Annotated in this window: 16 protein-coding genes; 6 read left to right on the plus strand and 10 right to left on the minus strand. The window is 68.0% G+C overall.

The genetic code is table 11. The features are described from left to right. Nucleotides 1-80 precede the first annotated feature (80 nt). Together ACN9M6_RS08300 and ACN9M6_RS08305 are read right to left on the minus strand one after the other, a co-directional pair. Nucleotides 81-1,592 carry a sigma-54 interaction domain-containing protein gene (locus tag ACN9M6_RS08300; RefSeq protein WP_419162461.1) on the minus strand — a complete coding sequence of 504 codons (1,512 nt, stop codon included), beginning with the start codon at nt 1,590-1,592 and terminating at the stop codon, nt 81-83. Nucleotides 1,593-1,655: 63 nt separating this feature from the next. Next, nucleotides 1,656-2,042, minus strand: a complete 387-nt coding sequence (locus ACN9M6_RS08305; RefSeq protein WP_419162462.1) for a DUF6165 family protein — start codon at nt 2,040-2,042, stop codon at nt 1,656-1,658. A 50-nt stretch (nt 2,043-2,092) separates the two neighbouring features. Here ACN9M6_RS08305 and ACN9M6_RS08310 point away from each other — a divergent pair, with 50 nt between their 5' ends. Further along, complete coding sequence (locus ACN9M6_RS08310) at nt 2,093-3,133, plus strand: DUF933 domain-containing protein (RefSeq protein ID WP_419162463.1); 1,041 nt, start codon at nt 2,093-2,095, stop codon at nt 3,131-3,133. Nucleotides 3,134-3,193: 60 nt separating this feature from the next. Here the strand turns inward: ACN9M6_RS08310 and ACN9M6_RS08315 are convergent, their stop codons facing one another. Then, a complete protein-coding gene (locus ACN9M6_RS08315) occupies nt 3,194-4,231 on the minus strand; it encodes a histone deacetylase (RefSeq protein WP_419162464.1) in 1,038 nt (345 codons plus the stop codon). Nucleotides 4,232-4,387: 156 nt separating this feature from the next. Here ACN9M6_RS08315 and ACN9M6_RS08320 point away from each other — a divergent pair, with 156 nt between their 5' ends. The 3 genes from ACN9M6_RS08320 (at nt 4,388) to ACN9M6_RS08330 (ending at nt 7,715) form a co-directional block, all read left to right on the plus strand. Continuing rightward, on the plus strand, nt 4,388-5,179 hold the full coding sequence (locus tag ACN9M6_RS08320; protein WP_419162465.1) for an aldolase/citrate lyase family protein: 792 nt from the start codon (nt 4,388-4,390) through the stop codon (nt 5,177-5,179). Nucleotides 5,180-5,194: 15 nt separating this feature from the next. Next, nucleotides 5,195-6,730 carry a S10 family peptidase gene (locus ACN9M6_RS08325; protein WP_419162466.1) on the plus strand — a complete coding sequence of 512 codons (1,536 nt, stop codon included), beginning with the start codon at nt 5,195-5,197 and terminating at the stop codon, nt 6,728-6,730. A gap of 331 nt (nt 6,731-7,061) precedes the next feature. Next, nucleotides 7,062-7,715: a Uma2 family endonuclease gene (locus ACN9M6_RS08330; RefSeq protein WP_419162467.1), complete on the plus strand. Its 654-nt coding sequence runs from the start codon at nt 7,062-7,064 to the stop codon at nt 7,713-7,715. Nucleotides 7,716-7,762: 47 nt separating this feature from the next. Here the strand turns inward: ACN9M6_RS08330 and ACN9M6_RS08335 are convergent, their stop codons facing one another. From ACN9M6_RS08335 to ACN9M6_RS08345, 3 genes are read right to left on the minus strand one after another with little or no spacing between them, the layout of a single operon-like run. Beyond that, nucleotides 7,763-8,323: a rhodanese-like domain-containing protein gene (locus tag ACN9M6_RS08335; protein WP_419162468.1), complete on the minus strand. Its 561-nt coding sequence runs from the start codon at nt 8,321-8,323 to the stop codon at nt 7,763-7,765. 27 nt (nt 8,324-8,350) lie between these two features. Further along, on the minus strand, nt 8,351-9,610 hold the full coding sequence (locus tag ACN9M6_RS08340) for a pyridoxal phosphate-dependent aminotransferase (protein ID WP_419162469.1): 1,260 nt from the start codon (nt 9,608-9,610) through the stop codon (nt 8,351-8,353). A 6-nt stretch (nt 9,611-9,616) separates the two neighbouring features. Continuing rightward, the gene (locus ACN9M6_RS08345) at nt 9,617-11,092 is read right to left on the minus strand and encodes a serine hydrolase domain-containing protein (RefSeq protein ID WP_419162470.1); all 1,476 of its coding nucleotides are present in this window, start codon (nt 11,090-11,092) and stop codon (nt 9,617-9,619) included. 184 nt (nt 11,093-11,276) lie between these two features. Here ACN9M6_RS08345 and ACN9M6_RS08350 point away from each other — a divergent pair, with 184 nt between their 5' ends. Then, entirely contained in the window at nt 11,277-11,519 is a 243-nt protein-coding gene (locus ACN9M6_RS08350) for a hypothetical protein (protein WP_419162471.1), read from the plus strand. A gap of 9 nt (nt 11,520-11,528) precedes the next feature. After that, the gene (locus ACN9M6_RS08355; protein ID WP_419162472.1) at nt 11,529-11,873 is read left to right on the plus strand and encodes a peroxiredoxin family protein; all 345 of its coding nucleotides are present in this window, start codon (nt 11,529-11,531) and stop codon (nt 11,871-11,873) included. A gap of 60 nt (nt 11,874-11,933) precedes the next feature. On the opposite strand, the gene ACN9M6_RS08360 is transcribed toward ACN9M6_RS08355, so the two are convergent. Genes ACN9M6_RS08360 through ACN9M6_RS08375 form a run of 4 tightly spaced genes read right to left on the minus strand, consistent with a single transcriptional unit; the run spans nt 11,934 to nt 16,349 of the window. Beyond that, nucleotides 11,934-12,455 (minus strand): TlpA family protein disulfide reductase, encoded by a 522-nt coding sequence (locus ACN9M6_RS08360; protein WP_419162473.1) that lies wholly within the window; start codon nt 12,453-12,455, stop codon nt 11,934-11,936. After that, nucleotides 12,452-13,201: a cytochrome c biogenesis protein CcdA gene (locus ACN9M6_RS08365; RefSeq protein ID WP_419162474.1), complete on the minus strand. Its 750-nt coding sequence runs from the start codon at nt 13,199-13,201 to the stop codon at nt 12,452-12,454. The genes ACN9M6_RS08360 and ACN9M6_RS08365 overlap by 4 nt, the downstream gene beginning before the upstream one ends. Continuing rightward, the gene (locus ACN9M6_RS08370; protein ID WP_419162475.1) at nt 13,198-15,324 is read right to left on the minus strand and encodes an amidohydrolase family protein; all 2,127 of its coding nucleotides are present in this window, start codon (nt 15,322-15,324) and stop codon (nt 13,198-13,200) included. The genes ACN9M6_RS08365 and ACN9M6_RS08370 overlap by 4 nt, the downstream gene beginning before the upstream one ends. Then, entirely contained in the window at nt 15,321-16,349 is a 1,029-nt protein-coding gene (locus ACN9M6_RS08375) for an MBL fold metallo-hydrolase (RefSeq protein ID WP_419162476.1), read from the minus strand. Before ACN9M6_RS08375 ends, ACN9M6_RS08370 begins: the two co-directional genes overlap by 4 nt. Nucleotides 16,350-16,487 lie beyond the last annotated feature (138 nt).

Below are 16,487 nucleotides of genomic sequence, written 5' to 3' on the forward strand. Positions count from 1 at the left end.
GTGAACTTCGCTACTCGTACGGTGCTATGGTTCGCTCGGCCGGCGGCATCCGGTATCCCTAGGTGCAAGAAGCGTGCCAATCACGATGACACGCCGTATCTGCGCATCCAGTTCGTGAGCGTCTGATAGCTGGGCAACCCCAGCAGGCGAGCCGCGCGGGTCTTGTTTCCTCCCGTTTCGTCAAGCGCTCTCGCCAGGTAGTGGCGCGCGACCTCAGCCAGCAGATCGGGAAGGTTCAAGCCATCATCCAACGGTTTGTCGAGGATGCGAGACCCTTGCCGAACGACGGACGGCAGCAGCGCCTCCCTCACATCTCCACTCCGGATCGTGGTGCCCGGCGTCCAAAGGGCGACACGGTGCAGCGTGTTCAGCAGTTCGCGAACGTTACCGGGCCACGAATGCGAAAGAAGAAGATTTCTTGCGGCAACAGAAATATATTTGCTCTCGTACCCGGGCTGCGTGACGTGTTCTTCGTTGACCTGATCGAGCAGACGGTCGAGCAGGAGACCCACATCGCCTTGCCGCTCCCGTAGAGGAGGCAAGTACAGAACCGCCACCGCCAGACGGTAGAACAGGTCTTCCCTGAACCGGCCGGACGCGACCTCCTCCACGAGGGTGCGGTTGGTGGCGGCGACCGTACGCACGTCCACCCGGCACGACGCGGTGGACCCGACTCGGACGACCCGTCCGTCCTGAAGCGTGCGCAGGAGCTTCACTTGAGCGGGGAGCGGAAGCTCGCCCACCTCGTCAAGGAACAGGGTTCCGCCATCGGCCGCTTCAAAGTGCCCGATCCGAGTCTCGTGCGCACCGGTAAATGCGCCCTTCTTGTGGCCGAACAGCTCGGATTCCACGAGCTCGGACGGGATCGCGCCGCAGTTCACGACCCTGAACGGTCCGTCCCGTCGCGGGCTCGCTCGGTGGATCGCTCTCGCGAACAGCTCCTTCCCGGTGCCGGACTCGCCCTCGATCAGCACCGTCACGTTGCGAGGGGAGACCCGTCGCGCCTTAACGATAACGCGCGCCATGACGCGGCTGCGGTGGATGATGTTGGCGAACTCGGGGGCCTCGGGAGGAAGCGCGGCGCTTAGTTCCTTCAGCCGTCTATCCGGCTCGCGGAGAAGATCCGGGATGAACTCGGCCGCGATATCGAACGGCACCGAGACGGTGCGGACGCCATGGCTGCGCGAGGATTCGATCAGCTGGGCTGGAAAGCGCGTCTTGGACAGGATGACCCACACGGCCGCCATGGCCGGCGTACCCGGGCTCAGATGGAAGGTCAGTCCGGCATCCCTTCCGTGCCGGTCAATCGCCTCGGTCACGACCTTGACCGCCGCCTCGTAGATTTGGCCGAAGTGGGTCGGGCCGCCTGGGAGTGGTTCGTGACGAACCGTCAAGCGAGTCTTGTTGCGGGACCGGAGCCATTCGAGGAAAGGCGCCACCCGAGTCTTCGAGTAATCGCTGACCAGCACGGCCGCGTCGTACGTCTCCGCCTCCAGCGCCTGCGCGATGGGGCCGATACCGGATCGCGGCGCCGAAGCCGACGCCTCAAGATCGGCCGTGCCGATCCAGCTGATCAGAAAGTTCCCGGTCATGGGAATCAGAATACAAGATTTGTTGCGCCGAACGCAAAGGTTTTTGCGGGATGTGGCGGATCGCTACGAGTCAGCTTCGGGGTGGGATTTCTCCTCGAGGATCGCCGAGCCGTAGTCCTTGCTGAGGGCGCGCTTGAGGCGGTGGCGTTCGTCGTTCAGACGGTAGACTTGCCGCGCCGCTTCAATGAAGCGTGAGCCGAACTCGCGGGTACGTTCGAGAGCGCGCAACTTATCCTCGACATCCCATATGCCCCGGTTCACGGCTTCCAGTTCCCCGACGCGTTCCATGACGGGGAGCGGAGCTTCCGCGAGCGGCCCGATCGTCCGTTCGCAGATTTCCTCGAGGCGCTCAAGTTCGGAGGCGACATTCGCGAGCTTCCGGCGATCGCGGATCCGGGCCTGTTTCAGCCGGAGGATGGTGATGCGGTCGATCAGTTCGCCGACAGACACAGGGATCTCGATATTCACGCTCCGAACATAACGGTGAGGAAGGGGACGCGGTGAGGATTGGACTGGTGGGGTTCGCGGGTTCGGGAAAGACGACGGTGTTCAACGCGATGACGGGACTCGGCGTCCCGGTCGGGTTCGGCGGCGAGGTGCGGCTGGGTACGGTGCCGGTCCCGGATGAGCGAATCGATGCGCTCAGCGCCCACCTCTCCCCCCGCCGGACGACGTACGCGGAGATGCGGTTCTGCGACATCCCGGGGGAGTACGGTGCGGCAAGCAAGGGCCTGTCGCCGCGCGGGCTCCAGCAGATCCGCGATCAGGAGGCACTCTGCCTCGTCCTCCGCGATTTCGACAACCCCTCCCTTGCGGACCCGCCGGACGCCGGCGGCGAACTCGAGGCCTTCGCTACGGAATGTCTGCTCTCCGATCTCGACCTCGTCGAGCGCCGACTGGACCGGGCGAGTCGCGAGGGGGCGGACGCGGTCGAGATCGCCGCCTTCGAACGGGCGCGTGAGGCACTTGAAGGCGAGCAGCCGCTACGGACCGTACCCCGGGCGGAGTTGGATCGGGCGCCGTTCCGCGGGTACGGCCTCCTGACGGACCGTCCGCTGCTCGCCGTGCTGAACCGCAGCGAGGACCGGGCCGGGGAGGCGCTGCCGCCCGAATTCGCCACGCGGCTCGCCGCGATGGGGGCCGGCGGCCTGACGCTGTCCGCACCCGTCGAGGCGGAACTCGCCGACCTCGATCCGGAAGACCAGGCGGCCTTCGTGGAGGCGCTCGGCCTGCGCGAACCGGCCCTCGCCCGCTTCATTCGCGCGGCCTACGGACTCCTCGATCTCATCTCCTTCTTCACCGCCGCCCCCATCGAAGTCCGTGCATGGACGATCCGGCGCGGTACTCGAGCAAGGCGGGCGGCGGGCCGCGTCCACTCCGACATGGAACGCGGCTTCATCCGCGCGGAGGTCATCCCCTACGAGGTGTTCGCGAAATGCGGGTCGGAGCAGGCGGTGCGGGAGGCGGGCCTGCTGCAGGTCGAGGGCAAGGACTACGTCGTCGCCGACGGCGACATCCTCCACATCCGCTTCAACGTGTAATCCGCTCCGCAAACCCGGGGGCGCCGGATCGCGTCCCGCGGGAACGTGCAGTCGTTGACCCTACTCCTCGAGCAGTGTCTCGATGTGCGCGGCGGTCGCGAGCGCCGTGCCGTCCAGGTTGTACCCGCCTTCCAGCAGGGAGACGACGCGGCCTTCGCAGCAGGCGTCCGCGTAGTCCATGGCCATGCGCGTCATGCGCCGGAAGGCGTCGTCGGTGAGGGCGAAGCAGCCCAGCAGGTCGTCCTGACGGCTGTCGAACCCGGCCGAGACGATCACGAAGTCGGGGTTGAAGGCGGCAACGGCCGGGGAGAGCGTGTCGTCCCAGCGGCCGAGCATGTCGGCGTCCGTGGCGCCGCAATCGAGGTGCACGTTGATGTTGAGCCCGCTCCCCTCTCCTTCGCCCGTGAGACCGGGGTCGCCGGTTCTCGGATAGGCGGCCCAGTCGTGCGCGGAGAAGAAGAGCACGGATGGGTCATCGTAGAACGCGTTCTGCGTCGCGTTCCCGTGATGATAGTCCCAGTCGATGACGAGCACCCGCTCGAAGCCGTGCGCCTGCTGCGCGTACTTCGCGGCGACCGCGGCGTTGCTGTAGTAGCAGAAGCCCTCTTCGGCGCCCGTGTTGTTCGCGTGGTGGCCCGGGGGCCGGATTGCGCAGAAGGCGTTCTTCACCTGGCCCGTGGCGACGGCATCGACGCCGGTCAGAGCCCCGGACACGGCCAGCTCCGCAACGGGCCCGGTGACGTCGAGTTCGCGAATCGCCGCCACATGCTCCGGGGTGTGGTGCGCCGTCACGTAAGGCATCGCTTCGGCGGCCGGGGCGAGCGGGACGGTGGCCTCGTCCAGCCCGCGTGCCACGAGCTCTTCCCTGATCCGTACGAGCCTCTCCGGAATCTCGGGCGGACGCCCGCCGTCCGGTCGGATGAGCACATGGTCCAGGTAGCGGGAATCGTAGATGAGTCCCGTACCCGAGGCCTGCGAACCCTGAGGTGGCGCGCACGACCAGGCCGCCGCGGGTACCAGCCCGAGCCCGGCCGTGCCCAGCGCGGCGTCCGCAATGAACCTCCTCCGGGTACGGATGAACTCTCGCGGCTTGCGCATGGCGTAACCTCCTTTCCGGAAACTAGACTAACCGGAGCCCGACGCGGGTCGCGAGAGCCCGGGGGGCCTTCCTCCAACACCGGACGCCCCATGCCTGCCAGAAACACGCCCACGAAGCCCTCACTCCGTACACTCTGCCTGATAGGAGGCTGCCTGATGGGAGGCATCGCCCTCTTCCACGGCTGTGGCGGAGCACCGGGCGAATCCGACTCGGCCGCGAGCGCCGACTCCGGAGACGACGTGAACGCCCGCATCGCCGCGAAGCTTGCGGCCGGAGATGCGATCTTCGGGCTCTTCTCCGGCGATCACACCGCCGAGGGCGGGGCCGCCATGGCCGCGACCCGACCCCTCGATTTCGTGTTCTACTCGCTGGAATCCGGCCCCTTCGACATCCCCGCGCTCCAGAGCTATGCGGGCGGGATGGCCGGGGCATCGATGTACCGCGATCAGGGCACGCATCCGATGCTGCTCCGCATTCCGCCGATCCGGGATGGACACGACGAGGCGCGGGACCGCGTGGCCCAGGGGCTGGCGGCCGGCGTGGCCGGCATCGTCTATCCGCATGTGGAGACGGCGGAGGAAGCCGCGCTCGCCGTGGACGCCCTCGGTGATGCCGCCTGGCCCGCCAATCCTGATGGCCACCTGATCAGCTTCCTCCTGATCGAGGACCAGGTCGGGCTCGACAACGCGCGCGAGATCGTCTCGACCCCGGGGGTGAGCGCCGTCTCTCCGGGACCTGGCGACCTGCGCCGGGTCTACGACGGGGACATGGAGAAGGTGGAGGAGGCGATCCAGATCGTGCTCGCCGCCTGCCTCGAGTTCGACGTGCCGTGCGGTGTCACGGCGGGAGTCGACGACATCGCCATGCGGATCGAGCAGGGGTTTCGGGTCATCATCGTCACGCAGCCCGAAGCGGTCGCCCTCGGAATGGCCGCAGCCGGCCGCTAGCGGGAGGAGGTAGAGATGAAGTCACTGACGGTTATCGCAGCTATCGCCGGACTCGGCCTGCTGCCCGCGGGCGCAGTCGCACAGGACGAAGGCGGCGGGGAGGGCAGGCTCGACCCGGAGCCCTCGCGCTGGCAGACGAGCCATTCCATGGATCTCAACGGGGAGACCGTCGAGTACGACGCGGTCGTCGGCAGCGTCATCCTCCGGGACAACGAAGAGAACGCGACGGCGGAACTCTTCTATACGGGGTACTTTCGGACCAACGGAGGGGCCCCGGACACGCGCCCCCTCATCTTCGCCTACAACGGCGGACCCGGGTCCGCTTCATTCTGGCTGCACATGGGGATCATGGGCCCGCGCCGAGTGGTCACACCGAATGTCGGACAGCAGGCGCCGCCGCCCTACCCGCTCGTCGACAACGGCTACACGCTGCTCGACATCGCGGATGTCGTCATGGTGGACCCGGTCGGGACGGGGTTCAGCCGCCCCGCCGGCGACGCGGATGGAAGCGATTTCTGGGGGATGGATGAGGACGCATCCTCACTGACGCAGTTCATCCGCCGCTTCCTGAGCGAGAACCGACGCTGGAACTCTCCGCGATACATCCTGGGCGAGAGCTACGGCACCACCCGGTCCGTACTGCTGGCGCGGCACCTCCAGAACGCGAACATCGACCTGAACGGGATCGTGCTCGTCTCGGCAGTCATCGATTTCAACACGCTTCAGTTCCCGCCCGGATCCCACATCGGGTTCATCACGACCGTGCCGTCCTTCGCGGTCGCAGCCGAGTACCACGACAGGCTCCCCGGCGGACGCCCCGACGACCTTGGCGCGTTCATGAAAGAGGTCGAGGCCTGGGCGCTGACCGACTACGCCCAGACGCTGCTCGCGGGCACCGCGGTCGATCCAGCCCAACGTGCTCGCGTGCTGCAGCAGATGCACGAGTACACGGGACTCAGCGTGGAATACCTCGAGAAGGCCGACCTGCGTGTCCCCGCGCCCGAGTTCGAGAAGGAACTGCTGCGGGACCAGCGGCTCACCCTGGCCCGGCTCGACACGCGTTTCACCGGCCCCACGGGGGACCTGCTCGAAACGACGCCCGACCACGACGCGCAGTCTTCCGCCATCAGTTCCGCCTACACGTCGCTCTTCAACACGTACGTGCGGGAGGAACTCGGTTACGACGGCGACCGGGAGTACTGGCCCAGCGGCATGACCCGGAACTGGAACTGGGAGCGGGAAGGCGGCCGTCGCGGCCCCTTCGGCGGCTCCGCGCTCAACGTGGGACCCGACCTGGCCCACGCCCTCGAACGCAACCCGCGTCTCGAGGTGCTGCTGGTCAACGGCATCTACGACTTCGCGACGCCGTACTTCCCCATCGTGTGGTCGCTGGAGCAGATGGGGCTACCGCCCGACCTGCGTGACAACATCACCCGCGCGGACTTCGCCGCGGGACACATGATGTACGTGGAGGAGAGCCTGCTGCCGCAGTGGCGGGAGACGCTGGAAGCGTTCATCACCCGCACGGCCGGGGGCGGTCTCGTGCCGTGACGGAGAATCCAGTGGTCGGGGAACCTCGCCGACCCCGCGGGCGTCCTTTCCCCTACAGGAAGCGCGACCCGGTGTGGTCCGCGAAACAGTCCGCGTCGCGAATTTAGCCCAGGACAGTTGCCGGGTTCCTGTGGCGTGTCACCTCCATGATCTTGTCGAGCCTGGCACGGTGCGCCGCCGCGCTTGTGACGAACCCCGCACGGAGCGAGTGCGCGGAGTACTCGGCTGGGTCAGGGCATCCACCCCGCCTCTTCCACGGTGACGGCTTCCACCTCGGGAAAGCGCCGTTCGACTTCCTCCACCATCTCTTCCATGCGCGGTTGAGGGCACGATGACGGCGCCGCGCATCATCGGGGCCGGGTTGGATTGGACGCGAGCGCGGAGCTATGATGTGCGAACCATGCAACTTACCGAAGGCACCTGGCGGGACGCGCAGCGGATGCCCGACGATGGCAACCGCTACGAGGCGATCGGCGGGATCCTGCACGTGACCGCCGCCCCCAAGTGGCGCCATCAGGTGGTCAGCAAGCGGCTCCTGGTGAGGCTGTCCGAGTTGCTGGAGGATCCGGGACACGGCGAGGTGGTGGCCACCCCCGGCGTCGAGTTCCCGGCCACCGGCGAGGGAGTGCAGCCGGACATCCTCTTCGTCTCCAACGAGCGGCGCCACATCGTCGAGGAGGCGGGACTCGTGGGGGCACCCGACCTCGTCGTCGAGGTTCTCTCTCCGTCCACCGCCGAGCGCGACCGCGGCGTGAAACGGCGGCTCTACGAGCGCCAGGGCGTACGCGAGTACTGGATCGTGGACCCCGCCGAGAGCCAGGTCGACGTGTACCGTTTCGGCCCGAGAACCGGGGCGGGACCGGCGTTGAACCTCGGGCCCGAGCGTTTCGGCCGCCTGCTCCCCGTCCGCCTCGGCGACACGCAAGTCGGCATGATCGACCTCTCCACCATCTTCGCACCCGGATTCGGCGACGCCCCCCGCTGACGGACCCCGCGGGTCAGACGGCCGGAGACCCAGCTACTTCGCCGCCGTCACCAGATCGTCTCGTAGCGGGAGGGGGCGAGGTCCCAGGTCTTTCCGTACACGTGGAGGCGGTTCGTCGGCCCATCGGGGCCCACGAGCGGCGCGCCGGCGTGGGTCCACGAGAGGAGGCTCCCGCGCAGGTTGAGGACGCGCCGGCCCTTCTCGTTCTGCCGCTTCGCGTACTCCGAACTTCGGTGCCCGATCGTGCAGTACGCCACGACGGTCAGGTCCGCGTAGCGATCCGGATCCTGCTCGAACTCCTCGGAGGTGATGGAGCCGGGGATCCAGGAGACCTCGCGCTCACGCTCCGCCCGGGCGTCGACGAACACGACGCTCCCGGTCTCGAGCAGCCGCCCCACCTCTTCCACGGTAACGGCTTCCACCTCCGGAAAGCGCCGTTCGACTTCCTCCACCATCTCTTCCACGCGCGCGAGCTTCTCCTCGTCCGTGAGCCGGGTCTGGCCGGCACAACCGGTGGCGGCGAAGAGCGCGAGCGTCGGAGCGAGGACCAGAGCCAGCTTCGGGGCCAGCGTCGAAGTCGCTGTCGAATCAATCGTGTGGCGTTCCATCTGTCTTCCGTGTGGTTCTGTTTTCGCTCAGGCGGCGCGGGCGGTCTCGATGCCCTCAGCCAACGCGTCGACGAGGCGGGGGATCGAGTGCGCCGGCGTGGCGCACAGCGCGATCCGCACCGCGCCCTCCATCGGGATCACATACACCCCTGCCTCGCGCATGGTTGCAGCCGTCACCTCCCCGTCCGGCGTGAACACCGAGACGAAGAAGCCGCCCTCGTAGCAGGGGTAGGACAGCCCCGCGCCCCCCGCAAGCTCGTTGAAGACCGCGACGCGCTCGTTGAGGAGGCGAATCATCCCCGCGCGTTCCTCATCGGTGCGCCGGCGCAACTCCGGGTCGGTGAGGAGTTCGGTGGCGCCGAGCAGCCCGAGGTGGTTGCAGGTCGACCAGGTGGCCCGGCATGAGAACCCGAGCGCGTTCGAGATCCGCTGCCGCTCTTCCGCCTCTCGGTGGAACGCCACGAGCGCCCCCACCCTGGCGCCGTAGAGGGCGAACGACTTCGACACCGTCCAGCCCACGAGGACCGTCGCCGACTCCAGCATCCGCGGGATGTAGTTTATCCAGCGGTTGGACGCCTCGTCCCCGAACTTCGCATACGCGTGGTCGAGGAGGAACGCGATGGGCCCCCGTTCTCCCACATCCCGGACGATCTCCGCCACGGCCTCCCACTCCGCCTCGTCGAGTGAATACCCGGTCGGGTTGTTGCAGGGGAAGTTGAAGAGGACGAGCGACCGCCCCTGCCGTTCGATCTGGCCCTCGAGCCCCTTGCGGAAAGCCTCGAGGTCGAGGCGGATCCCGGCGTCGAACATGTTGAAGGTCTCGACCGAGCGTCCCGAATGGGTCGAGATCGTGTGGTACGGGCCCCAGTAGTAGCTGGGCGAGAGCGCCGCCTGCCCGGGCTCGAGGAAGTTGAGGATCGCGTGGTGGATCGCGCCGGTGCTCCCCGGCGTGGCAACGGCGACCGCCTGCCCGGCCAGCCCGCCCTCCCCGCACAGGTCCGCGATCACCGCGTCCAGGTACGGAGGGTCTCCGGAGATGGGCGCATAGCCGGCGGCGCGCACGTGCGGCACGCGCTCCAGCGCCTCGGCCGCCGCCGGCATCACCGCGAGGCTCCCGTCATCGTTCATCAACGCTCCGAGCGTCGAGTTCAGGATCGACTCGCCCGCCGCGGCCCGCCGCACCGCCTCCCCGTGCAGGGCGAAGATCGGGTCGTTCCCCTCTCGCGTCGCCGCCTCGGGAATGAGGCTGCTGGAAGAACCGGAAAGAGCTGTCATGGCCGTCGTCATCGTCCGCTACCGGACCCTGTTCGAGAAGTTTCCATGGACGCTGTACCGGGCGATGGCGCCGTCCTCCCGGTGGAAGATGTACGCCTCTCCCGGTTCGCCGTCATCCCGCACGCGCCGGAAGGTATCGCCGCCCTCGTGTCGCAGCTTCGTCATCGCTTCGAGCGGATCGTTCGATGGAACGCCGAGGGCCGCGAGGCCATCGTCCCATCGGAGGATGACCGTCTCTCCCCACGTGGACTGGTACAGTCCCTCGTACTCCGCCAGGGAGGCCGGGCGCGCGGTTCCACCGCCCGGGTCGTCCCGGATCTCCTCGAAGGCCGCGCCGAGGGTCGCCATCATCTTCGTCCACACATCGGTGGGATTGGCGAGGGCGTTCATCATCACCGCGCCCGCCATCTTCTTCGCCGGAATGAGCTGGAAGGTCGAGCGGAAGCCCGGGCAACTCCCTCCATGGCCCACCGTGCGCTCCCCGTCGCGCTGAGCGACCGCGAAGCCCAGTCCCCACATCGTGTCGAAGTCGGGGTCCACCCAGTGCACGCGGTGCATCTCCCGCAGCGTGTTCACGTCGAGAATCTCCGTTCCGCCGTTCTCCAGCAGCCGGAACTGCCACGAGGCGAGGCGCGCCAGATCCTCGACGGTGGAGGCGAACCCCGCCGCGGACGCCATCCCCAACGCCTGGAAGAAGGGGGCCTCGGCCCGCGTGCCATCCCTCTCAAGCCGGGAGTACCCGGTAGCGTAGCGGCCACCTTTGTGTTCGACGGGAATGTCGGGGTACGTGTCCGACATCCCCAGCGGCTCCAGGATCCGGCTCCGGATGTACTCGTCGTACGCCATCCCCGAAGCCTGCTCGACCAACTGCCCCGCTAACGCCATCCCGAGGTTCGAGTACTGGAAGTAGCGGCGGCCGGGGTACAGCGTTTCCTGCGCCGAGAGCCCCTCGATGATCTCGTCCGCGGTCGGGAAGGGATGGTCGGGGCCCGTCCAGTAGGGGTGTGCCGATTCGCGCGGTAGTCCCGAGGAGTGGGTGAGGATCCCCTCCACGCTCACGCTCGGACCGTCGGCGTACACCTGTTCGAGGTTGTACCACGGGAGGTGGTCGGAGACGGGATCGTCGAGATGCAGCTTACCCTCGTCCCGCTGCTGCATCACCCCGATCGAGGTGAAGAGCTTCGAGATCGAGCACACCGAATACATGGTCGACGGGGTGGCCGGGACCTCGGTCTCGCGGTGCGCGTACCCGTAGCCCCGCGCCCATACGAGATCCTGGTCGTGCACGAGCGCCGCCGACACGCCGGGGATCTTCTCGTACGCCATCTTCGCGTCGAGCCACGCCTCGAACAGCGCCACCGCCTGCTCGAAGCGGGGATCGTTCACGGGGTCGCCGGTCCCCTGCGCGCACCCTGACGCGGGGGCGATCAGCAATCCGAACAGGATGGAGCCGACGAAACGGCGCCACGGACGGTTTCGGCATTGGCGGGGCATGGGAGCGCCTCCCTGAAGGCGGGGAACGATCAGAAGCAGCCTACGGAATCTCAAGGTGTCGGAACCCGACGGGACCGGGCAAGCTTCCCGTCCCGCGCCCCACGGCGGGACCGCGCTCTGGCGCGAACGCGGGGGGCTCGCCACCCTTCGGCATGTTCTTCCACCCGCACGAAAGGACCGAGACATGCGGAGACTTGTCCTGGCCGCCGCCCTCGCGCTGGGCGTCGCCGGAATTCTCGCTATCGGAGACGCGGATCCCGTGAGCGCGCAGGATGCCGAACTCCTCGCCGTGGGCGAGATGGCGCCCGACTTCGCGCTCCCCGGCGCAACGCGGTACGGGGCGCTGGAGAACCCGATCCGGCTCAGCGACTACCGGGGGGAGACGGTCGTTCTGGCCTTCTTCTTCAGGGTAAGGACGCGTGGCTGAACGGTTCAAATGAGAGCGTACCGTGATCAGTACGCAAGCGTTTTCAACGAGGGCCGCAACGTCGTCCTCGTCGGCATTTCAAACGACCCGGTGGATGAACTCGCCTCCTGGCTCAAGGACGAGGATTTCCCCTACGTGTTCGCGAGCGACGCGGGCAACGATGGCGGCACGTACGTGGCGTTCGGCGGAGGGTTGAGAGACAGCAACGCGGTGGACAGCCGGGCGGTGATCGTCGTGGGACCGGACGGCCGCGTGGCCGGCGTGATCCCGAGCTTCAATCAGGTCGATCCCGCCGCGTATGACCAGCTGGCCGCCATCATCGACGAGGTAACGCCGGAGCCCGAGGACCCGTAAGAGTCGGTCCCCGACTGCCAGCGCGCATCCCCGGCCCGCCTCGCCTTGGCGCGGGCCGGGTTACGGGGATTCCGCCGAGAGAATCTCCCCCACCGCTCCGACCAGGTCCTGGTCTGGACCCACGCCCGTGTAGGCGACCTTCCCATCGGCGTCGAGGATGACGACGATCGAGGTCGTCGTCGCGGAATAGGCTCGTACCGCCGCGCCGGATGCATCCCAGAGATAGGGGTACTCCGCCCCGTGGGCCTCGGCGTGCCGCTTCACGCGACGCAGCGACTGCGCCACGGCCACGGCCACGGCGACGACGTTGACCCGGTCGCCGAAGTCGGCCTGCACCTGGTCGATCTGCGGTTGCAGCCCCTCGCACTGCTCGCACCACGAGGCCCAGAACTCGATGAGCGTGGGCTTGTCCCCCGCATAGTCGAGGAGTTGGACGTCATTGCCGTCGAGATCCTGGAGCGCGGCGTCCGGCCCCTCCGTCCCGGCCGGCAGACTGACCTGTCCCACTCCGGACTGGGCGTTCAGCGGCCCGGCGACCGCGGCCCACGCGATCCCCGCCATGGCCAGCACGGTTCGACTCATAGGAAGTATCCCGCTCTCATAAGGTAGAACTGCGCCATCGCAATCATGATGACGGCGGCCGCCCTTTTCATCCAGACCATCCATCGTCCCGACTTCGGGAGCACCGATACCGTGCCCGAGAACAGACCCACAGCGATGAGGACGGCGGTCATGCCGACGGAGAACGCGAACAGGTACACGAAGCCCATGAGCCCGGCCTGCTCCGCGACGACCCAGGTCAGGACGACGGCGAACGCGGGCGCCCCGCACGGCGCCGCGACGATGCCCGAACTCGCCCCCAGCACGAACACGGCCGGGTAGGAGCCGCCCTTCCGGCTGCCCGCCCATGCCAGGAGGCGCTTCGGCACCGGCACCGGAAACACGTCGAGCATGAACAATGAGAAGAAGAGAAGGAGGTTCCCGATCGCAAACAGCGCCCACGGGCTCGCTCCGATCGAGCCGAGGACGGTGCCGCTGAGCCCGGCGATGACGCCGAGCACCGAGTACAGGAGCGCGAGCCCCAGGGCGTAGGTCAGCGTCAGGCCGATCGTGCGCTTGCGCGGCTGGTCCTCGCTCGCCGTGCCCGAGATGACCGAGAACGTGATCGGGATCATCGGCCAGATGCACGGGTTCGTGCTCGTGAGCACCCCCGCGCCGAACAGAGCGCCGAGCGCGAGCAGCGGGTTGTCGGACAGCGCCGGAAGGAGTCCGCCCGCCGGCTCCACCTGGAGCGCAGCGAGAGCGACGGTCTCGACCGCGCCGGTCACGGGACCAGACGCACCGTCGGCGGACCGCCGAAGACGATCACGCCGTCCTTCACGACGAGTTCGATCTTCCGCAGGTCGGCGATGTCGGCCAGCGGGTCGCCATCCACGAGGATGAGGTGGGCGCGTCGCCCCGGCTGCACCGTCCCGAAGTCGTCCTCCTTCCCGAGCCAACGCGCGCCATTGACGGTTGCGGCCCGCAGGATGGCGGCGTTCGGCACCCCGGCCTCTGCGTACGCCTCGAGTTCGTTGAACAGTGCCACGTTGTCGGTGCCGGCGAGGAGCGACACCCCGGTCTCCACCGCGCGGCGCACGAATTCACCCATGCGCTCGTAGGCCTGGCGGGCGGTCGCGAACTGCTCGAGCGAGAAGCGTGACCGGTCGCCGTCCTCGATCTGCTGAATATAGAGCGTGGGGTCCATCGCCGTGCCTGTCTCGGCCATGAGTTCGAGCAGCGACATCACCTCGGGGCTCGCGGGATCGATCTGACTCCAGTCGCCCTGCATGCGGCCGACCGGGTTGCGGCCGCCATCGAGCGACATGTCCCGGCCGTCGGCCTGGACTTCGGGGGGCAGGAAGTCGCGCCACACCCGAATGTGGTTGAAGCCTGAGATCCCGGCTTCGATCGCTTGCCGCCAGCTCGTGCGGACGCCGATGTGGCCCGTGACCGGAAGCCCCTGGACGCGCGCCTCGGCCACCACCGCGGCGAGGACATCAGGGTCGAGGAGGAAGTACGCCTTGAGCAGATCGACGCCCTGCGCCTTCATTGCGCGCACCAGCGCCGGAGCGGCGGCGGGATCGTCGATGCTCACGTCCACCATTGGGTGGTAGCCCGCCGAGCCATCGATGAGCGGGCCCGCCGTGTACACGTCGGGGCCGGCGAGCACGCCCAGCCGCACCGCATCCTTGAAGTCCATGGCGTCCTGGATCGCGGAGCCGGGGTCGCGGATCGCGGTGATCCCGGCCGCGAGCAGATCCGAGCCGGAGAGAGGCTGCCAGTAGTGGCGGTGGTTGTCCATGAGGCCGGGCAGGAGCATGCGCCCGCTCCCCTCGATGACCGGCGTGCCGGGCCCAATGTCGGGGACCCCGGCATCCTCTCCCATCCGTACGTCGGTGATCCTCCCGTCCTGAACGAGCACGGCCGCGGCGGAGACCGCCTCGTCGCCCGTGCCGTCGAACAGGCGCACGTTCGTGATCAGCAGGTCGTCCGCGGGGGCATCGGCGACCTCGAACCGGGCCTCGAACGGAATCCCGCTCATCTCGCCGGTCCCGAGGTCGAGCCGGTGCAGGCGCCGTCCGCCGAGCACGAGCAGCCAGTCGTCCGACGGGTGGAAGGCGAGCTGCTTCTGGTCGAACGGACCCGTATGCAGACGGCGCGGCTCGGCCCCTTCGCGGGTCATGTCCGTCACAATGATGTGGTCGACACCGTTGTGCGTGGCGACGTGCGCCCGGCGCGATCCGTCCGGGCTCCACGCCACCGCCATCTCACGCTCGGGGGTGTCCGTGAGCCGCTCGACCGACATCTCCTCGAGGTCCATCTCGTACAGATCCGTCCCGTCGAAGCGCCCCGTCTCGACGAGGATCCGGCTCCCATCCGGCGCGAGGGCGAACGACCACTCGTGCCAGTTCTGCGTGTGGGTGAGCTGCTCCGCCTCTCCTCCCGCCAGCGGGATGCGCCACACGTGCGCGTCGTACTGGGAGCGGTCATCCACGAAGTAGAGTTGGTCCCCCTCCGGATCGAACTCCATGTGTCCGATCGACGACGGGACCCGGTGCAGGAAGCGGACCCCGCCCGTCGCCATGTTGCGGACGAGGAGGTCCGCGCCCTGGAGAGTCCTGGCCGCGTATGCGAGGAAGCGGCCGTCCGGTGACCACGCCGGCCTCGTGTCCCACGACGTCCCGCTCGTGAGCTGGCGCGCGGCACCCCCCTCGACCGGGAGGAGCCAGATCTTCCCGAGGATGGAGATGGCGACCGTCGATCCGTCCGGCGAGATCGCCGGATCCCGGGCCCCGATGTCCACCGTCACGTGTGACTGCGCCTGAACCGCGCCGACACCGAACGCCAGGCTCGCCACCACCGCGGCGAGCCCGACCTTCCGCCCTGTTCGCCTGCTGAAAGCGCTCATCCCGGTAGCTCTCCGTTCAGTTCCATGTACACGCGCTGGATCGCGCGCGGCTTCTGGCTGTCCCGCAGCGACCACCGCTCGATGTCGCCGAACGCCGCCGCCTCGGCCGCCGCCTCGGCACTGAGCCCCTCCCGGTGGGACCGCGTCGCCTCCTCCACGACCCGCTGCACCGCGTCCCGGAACGACAGGAGCCCCGCTTCGAGGGTCGCGGGCGACTCCATCACCCCGTGCCCCGGCACGTACACGTCCACGTCCATCTCCAGCGAGCGGTCCAGCATCGCCACCCACTCCGAGGGATACGCGGACCGCATGGCCGGGAAGATGTGCTTCAGGTACGTCTCGCTCATGAACAAGACCTTCCCCTCGGGCACGTACACGACGAGATCCCCGCCCGTGTGGGCGCGACCGAGGTGAAGGAGATGGATCTCGCGCCCGCCCAGTTCGAGCACCGTATCGTCGCCCACGATGTCCGTCGGGAGGACGACCGGAGGCGCCCCCTCGGGCCGGTTCGGGTTGGCCGCGCTCGCCTCCAGGATCGCCGCGGAGGTGGGGTGCGCGAGAAAACGCGCCCCCGAGGGGAAGGCGGAGTTCCCGCCCGTATGGTCCCCGTGATCGGAGGCGACGACGACGTGTGTGATCGCCTGGTCGGTCATGCCCGCGACCGTGTCGACCAGCCGCTGCGTCTCCTCGGGGTTCTCCTGCCCGTCCGCGACGAGCACCCCTTCCGGCGTGACGACGATGAGGCTCACGGTGGTGATGATCTCACCCCCCGTCGGGTGGATCTGCTCGTACGCGTAGACGTCCTCCGCGATTTCGATCACCCGCGGATAGTCCGCGTCTGTGAACCCGTGCTCGTAGGGGTTGGAAGTCGTCGGTCCCGCCGTCTCGGCCTGGGCGGCCGCGTCACGAGGAGCGGAGGCAAGCAAATCGCCGGGCGCCCCACAGGCGACGAGGAGCGGGAGAGCAAGCCAGGAAACCCGATGAGAAGACCGAGACGCTCGCTGAAGCGTTTCCGGCTTCTCCATCTCTATACCTCCGTGAACGAGAGAACCTGACTCGAATCTTCTCCCATAGGGGGCGGCGCCCGCCAGACCTTCACGCGTTCATCGGCACTCAGTTGCTGACGAGCATACCCTCGCGTCAACGCAGTCGCTGGCCATGTA

This window comes from Candidatus Palauibacter sp., assembly GCF_965197445.1.
Taxonomy (GTDB): domain Bacteria; phylum Gemmatimonadota; class Gemmatimonadetes; order Palauibacterales; family Palauibacteraceae; genus Palauibacter.

Excerpts from the sequence above, each read along its gene's own strand:
- ACN9M6_RS08300 (WP_419162461.1), bottom strand. The coding sequence starts at position 1,592 with ATGACCGGGAACTTTCTGATCAGCTGGATCGGCACGGCCGATCTTGAG.
- ACN9M6_RS08315 (WP_419162464.1), bottom strand. The coding sequence starts at position 4,231 with ATGCGCAAGCCGCGAGAGTTCATCCGTACCCGGAGGAGGTTCATTGCG.
- ACN9M6_RS08320 (WP_419162465.1), top strand. The coding sequence starts at position 4,388 with ATGGGAGGCATCGCCCTCTTCCACGGCTGTGGCGGAGCACCGGGCGAA.
- ACN9M6_RS08325 (WP_419162466.1), top strand. The coding sequence starts at position 5,195 with ATGAAGTCACTGACGGTTATCGCAGCTATCGCCGGACTCGGCCTGCTG.
- ACN9M6_RS08330 (WP_419162467.1), top strand. The coding sequence starts at position 7,062 with ATGACGGCGCCGCGCATCATCGGGGCCGGGTTGGATTGGACGCGAGCG.
- ACN9M6_RS08335 (WP_419162468.1), bottom strand. The coding sequence starts at position 8,323 with ATGGAACGCCACACGATTGATTCGACAGCGACTTCGACGCTGGCCCCG.
- ACN9M6_RS08340 (WP_419162469.1), bottom strand. The coding sequence starts at position 9,610 with ATGACGACGGCCATGACAGCTCTTTCCGGTTCTTCCAGCAGCCTCATT.
- ACN9M6_RS08345 (WP_419162470.1), bottom strand. The coding sequence starts at position 11,092 with ATGCCCCGCCAATGCCGAAACCGTCCGTGGCGCCGTTTCGTCGGCTCC.
- ACN9M6_RS08350 (WP_419162471.1), top strand. The coding sequence starts at position 11,277 with ATGCGGAGACTTGTCCTGGCCGCCGCCCTCGCGCTGGGCGTCGCCGGA.
- ACN9M6_RS08355 (WP_419162472.1), top strand. The coding sequence starts at position 11,529 with ATGAGAGCGTACCGTGATCAGTACGCAAGCGTTTTCAACGAGGGCCGC.
- ACN9M6_RS08360 (WP_419162473.1), bottom strand. The coding sequence starts at position 12,455 with ATGAGTCGAACCGTGCTGGCCATGGCGGGGATCGCGTGGGCCGCGGTC.
- ACN9M6_RS08370 (WP_419162475.1), bottom strand. The coding sequence starts at position 15,324 with ATGAGCGCTTTCAGCAGGCGAACAGGGCGGAAGGTCGGGCTCGCCGCG.
- ACN9M6_RS08375 (WP_419162476.1), bottom strand. The coding sequence starts at position 16,349 with ATGGAGAAGCCGGAAACGCTTCAGCGAGCGTCTCGGTCTTCTCATCGG.